Source organism: Echinimonas agarilytica (genome assembly GCF_023703465.1).
Lineage (GTDB): Bacteria > Pseudomonadota > Gammaproteobacteria > Enterobacterales > Neiellaceae > Echinimonas > Echinimonas agarilytica.
The window spans coordinates 1-5298 of the sequence record NZ_JAMQGP010000016.1 but is presented as its reverse complement, the minus strand read 5'-3'; the positions used below and the strand labels follow the sequence as shown (position 1 = coordinate 5298).

Below are 5298 nucleotides of genomic sequence, written 5' to 3'. Positions count from 1 at the left end.
ACGAATTTACTTGCTTCATCTTCTGCGTTAACTCATCTCATTTTGAGTTGAAAGATTAAAAAGGCTTAAATCTTTAGGCCGATATTTGTGTGCTCTACTTGACGTGGGGAGTCATACCAACGCCTCACTCACCGGTAAATTATGAGCGCAGCGAGTGAATTATCCGCGTGCAGTGCCTTGTTATAACGCGCGTTTATCTGCACATCCTCTCAGATATTTCTTGCAATTTATCTATATCTAGGCGATCACTAGCCCAGCCTTTAGCAAATGGTATCGTATTAGATTTCGGTAATTGCTCTTCTTTCAGATCCCTTACTCTTACCCTCGAAGGTAGAGCAGCGCCTTCACCAACAAAAATTGCTTCTTGCTGAGATAAAATAGGTAACGCTCCGACCATGCCAGAAAGTCCATCTGGCAGGAATCGAGCAACATGCTGCTGATCTGCAGAATTTGTTAGCCTCAATACAACCCAAGTACCACACTGCGAAATTACCGTGCTGTCGACATCAGCAGGCCGCTGACTTACCAGCATCAAGCCGATTCCATATTTTCGCCCCTCTCTTGCTATGCGTCTTATCGCTCCTTGAGCTGCTGCATATTGGGCTTCTCCATGGTCTGGAACATACCTATGGGCTTCTTCACACACTAATAATATAGGGTCCTTCTCTTTCTCTTGTTGAGTTTGAAATACTTTATATTGAAAAAGTAACCTAGCAATTAGCGCGGTAAGTGGGCCTGCAACTTCATTTGGCAAACCTGAAATATCAATAATCCTAATATCTTTTCCTGCCTGACTAGGTGCACCAATGAATTGATTCAATACTTGATGTAGCTTTATTTCTGCAACGTTATCAACCCAACACTTCATCATAAATGAAAGGCGAGTATCTCTTCGAAGAACCTTGAGTTTATCCAGAATGGAGGGAACAGGTGATTTTGCCAGATCAGTATTTGATAGGCTTATATGGCCAGCATTGGTTTTTCTGCCACCCTGTATATACTTTATATGGTTTTCAAATTCTTCCAAACAGAATGGTCTAGGTTTATCACGATCGAATTCCAGAATGTCCGATGTGTCTTTACCATCACAAAGATTAGGATCATCAAAATTCTCTAAATCATCAAGCTCATTTGTTCCGAAATCACTAGGGCAAGGCTTTACAATCTTAGCTGCAACCATTCTTGCGTGAGCTAGCGCTTTCTGAACTGCATTATTCTGGCTAGTAGCACTTCTTTCTGTCTTTCCGATGATCAGATTAGTAAACTCATCACTAGACATTAACCAATACGGTAGCTTTATCTCTTCCTGGCCGTCATCACCTGCTGTGATATCGTATGCTCGGTACTGTACCGCTCTATCCTTAAAGGCTGAACCATACTCTCCATGAGGGTCAACAACCACTATCTGAGGAGACAACTCTTTCTCATTGTTTTTATGCGATAGTACACTATGAATGATTGCAGCGACGGTACCTGACTTACCAGATCCAGTAGAACCAAGAACCGCACAATGCATACCAAACATTTTATTGATATTAGCCCGACAGGCCGTAGATTCAGAAGCACTGTAAACGGCAAAGGGAACTAATGGATCAACTTCATCATCTCTTGTACCTTCAGCGGATCGGTATACAAAAGAAATTTCCTCGTTGGTTAAAAGGAATACACCTTGCTGGGGTAAAGGGTAGGTTTTGATACCACGTTTGAAAGCCAATGTGGATTTTGTATTATTCCAGCTGCCTTCAGCTAACAGTTGGACTTCCATTACACGCTGATCAGAATCTGCAGTTACGGGCATACCTGCTTCAATTAACTCTTCTGATCGCATTCTGAGCATTGTCACCAAGCCGAAAATTATTTTGCGGCCATAGTGAATTTTGACCATGCTACCTATTTGACCGATAGGGTAAACGCGACCATTAAATGTCCTCGTCAGCTCAGATATTTTATCGGAGATCTCTACCTTAATGTTGGTTCCAGATACTTCAACAACCTGTCCAATTTTTAACTCTTCTTCTGGTGTAAACATAACTAAACCTCGCATCCATTCTTTAGTACTGATGTTACACCTTTGAATGTCCACCAATAATCATCATCGTCTTTTCTTTTATATGGGCCTTGGTCTCCGACATATAAACCACGCAACGAAGCAATAATTACTCTTGAGCCAAAACTGGAACTACGCCACTTTTCTAAACATTCTGGCATGTCATCCTTACATTCCAAAAATGCCAAGAGTACTGTTTTGTTTTCTTCCTTAGATAAAGCGAACTCAATTTCATTATTAATGTGGTCATCACCAAAACTGTAACCACAAACCGCTAACGTATTACTTTGACGAGAATTTAGAGATTTTCTAAATAAATCAAACTGAGAAGAAAAAGGATCTTGCTGAGTAGCAATGTATTTTGTTGCTTGAGGGTAAATTAGAACGCGACGATTTGCCTTGGGGTAGCGGTCATTGTCCCTAACTCGCCAGACATAGCCTTTATCACAAAGAAACCAATCTATCGAACCATGCATCTTGATCAAGTTTGCGCGCTGTCCATTTGCTGGTGCTGGTTCGCCATATCTCTGTGTACGGTGAGCTACAGCTCCTCCAGCAAATCCGTCCCAATACGGCACCTTGTTTAGTGCTAATGCATCTTCCAAAAGAGTGTCATAATTAGTTGTGAAAATATTGACTGTTTTTCTTCGCTCATGAACACCAGCAGAGGCATGATTAAACAGTGTGTCGATAAAATCTAAATGGGATTCAATATCGACAATTGGCTCTGACAAAGTACCTTCTTCATCTGCCGTTTCATCATCGCCTTCAACATAGCCGCAACGGATAACATTTGAAATAGACTCAAGAATTGTATTATGTGCTTCTTCTAAGGTAGATAACTCAATTTCTTCCCCACGAATTGCTGTTTTCTTTTCTTTGTTTCTTTCAGCTAATGCCGCATAGTCGCCAAGATGACTAAGAACATGCTCTATGTGGCATTGCTCTGGCAACTCTTCAAATAGTGGAGTGATAATATCGTCATATAATTTCTTATGACTAACTTTTATATCCTTCTTAACTTTATTTGTTAAAGGGTACATAAGTGGTAATTTAGCGTCGAAACTTATTCCAGCACCGAGTAGCCAACTTTGCTCACTACACTTCAAGTGCTCCTCTACTTGCAAGAACAACTCGTCATCAATCAAATCATCCATTTTATATCCTTCTTAAAGAGTTGTATCCAAGCTGAAAAGCAGCGCGTTATAACGCCTCAATCAGCCGACGCTTTAGCGGTCGGCTGAATTGATTTGTTAGCCATTATTTCTAGTATTTTGTCCATACTCGGTTCATCGTCGGGCTTTATTTCTATATGGGCAAAATATGATTGTTGTTCAGGACCCCAATCGAAGTAGATTCCGGCTTGAGGCCTCAATAGTTCTGTAGCTTGATTATGAGTGACGGTTAAATTAATTGCCGTAAGTTCGACTGCTTTTTCGCTGCCAACAAGCTTGGCAAATACGATTAATTTATATGCCCCTTCATGGAATTGGAAATTTGCACCATCTTTTGGGAGTAAAAAGTGATGGTCAAATGTTACTCCCCCTTGAGGCACAAACAGGCCACTACCTCTTTTGAGATTTCCTTTTTCGCCGTACACCCATATATTGAAATTTTGTTTGGATTCATTTCTATGCAGCGAAACATGCAGACTTTCTAAAACTTGACCGCGCTTAGCCGTGCTGTATAGGAGCGTTCTTAAATATATTTTGTTCTTATTGCTGTCGAATCTTACGCCATCAGGCCCAAAGAAAATTACCGTAGGTTGAGTCATTACCAGCTTTCCTTTACGAAAAAAGGTAAGCCAAGCAGTGGCACCTGATATTAATAGTGCTATGCATGAAATTGCAAAACTAAACCATGGTGACATTCTCGAATTCCTTTGTGATGGCTAACGCTTTGCTCACCGGAAAATTAGGAGCGCAGCGAGTAATTTTTCCGTGTGCAGCAACTTGTTACATTTCATTACTGTGGGTAAGCTAGATTAAGACCACTTGAGCATGACGAATTTAACTTGCTTTCAGCCACACCTAAATTTAGCAAATTTTCGTGAGACTCCATGATACCTTCATCATAATTCCAGTTTTCCCATGTAACATCAGGGTAGGTATCAAGTATTAGCTTAAAATATGGAACATCGATTTCATTTATGGAGTGGCCTATAACAATGACTTTTGAAACATTACCGTAACCTTCTAGCGATGCTCTACTATTATCAAGTATCTCGTTGACGGGCTTATAAAGTTGATCGGTTACTGATGCAAGTGATTTATTTGCTTCTTCAAACCAAGGTTTATTTTCATTAAATGACGAGGAAGATGCCTTATTGCCATTTCCTGCACCATGACCAAAGATAATATTCCCTCTTACTTGTCCATGAATATGTAGGACGTTTATATCAGGAACCAAATAAACTTGCTGAAGGGTTGGCGTATAGTTAAAGTTAATAAATTTACAGCCCTCTGGAAACGCCATAAACTTTAATGCTTTATTAACATTTATTGATTTAACCCAAGCTTTAAATGAGTCATGGATATCATTAACTAATTCTCTAACTTTCTCTTCTATTTCATCGTTGTAGCCATTTACATACTTAGAAGATTCTATCATGTCATCCATACTAGGCTCCAACGCTGAAGTCTCTCTAAAATTATCTTCATCGAAAACAGCCAGATTTTCTTCAAAGTAAGACCATTCTTGATCATCAAAGAAATCAGGAAAGTGCACCAAGATATCATTTAGCTTAGAGCTATACAGCTTATGAAAATCCCTATAGCTTGTTGGTAATCCATTTTGGATATCAAATCCATTGCCGATAATGACTAATATTGTCACGTGATACTTCCTACAAATTCTAACTGTAATTGTGGAGGATTAAAGAATGTAACGCTTAGTAGATCCACATGTATACATAATGTACATAAGGTAGACATGTATACCTTAATGGATATTTGGTGGGTTTTCGGACAGTGTAGACCTATCATGACTTTCGCGTCCTGCGAAATGGAGGTGTAACGGCCTGAATCCCTTCGATTAACTCACATTATCCACATTTTGCGAAAAATTCAACGACTCCCCTTTTGTATACCACCTTACATTAGAACATGCTAATTACTGTATCAATAAGGCCCTTCACCAGTTCTAGTGGGTAATCCTTTCAAGAAAGCGAAAAGCCATGCATGATTTAACCAATGCAATTTGGTTGGATTTATCCGTGGATCAACGAACGCTATACGAACGAATTCTCAAGC

General features: G+C 39.8%; 4 protein-coding genes. All 4 read right to left on the bottom strand.

Annotated elements, in window-relative coordinates:
• Positions 1-193 precede the first annotated feature (193 nt).
• Positions 194-2029 carry an ATP-binding protein gene (locus NAF29_RS18045; RefSeq protein ID WP_251263027.1) on the bottom strand — a complete coding sequence of 612 codons (1836 nt, stop codon included), beginning with the start codon at positions 2027-2029 and terminating at the stop codon, positions 194-196.
• A 2-nt stretch (positions 2030-2031) separates the two neighbouring features.
• On the bottom strand, positions 2032-3204 hold the full coding sequence (locus tag NAF29_RS18040) for an SIR2 family NAD-dependent protein deacylase (protein WP_251263026.1): 1173 nt from the start codon (positions 3202-3204) through the stop codon (positions 2032-2034).
• Positions 3205-3260: 56 nt separating this feature from the next.
• Entirely contained in the window at positions 3261-3917 is a 657-nt protein-coding gene (locus tag NAF29_RS18035; RefSeq protein WP_251263025.1) for a hypothetical protein, read from the bottom strand.
• 95 nt (positions 3918-4012) lie between these two features.
• The gene (locus NAF29_RS18030) at positions 4013-4882 is read right to left on the bottom strand and encodes an AbiH family protein (RefSeq protein WP_251263024.1); all 870 of its coding nucleotides are present in this window, start codon (positions 4880-4882) and stop codon (positions 4013-4015) included.
• Positions 4883-5298 lie beyond the last annotated feature (416 nt).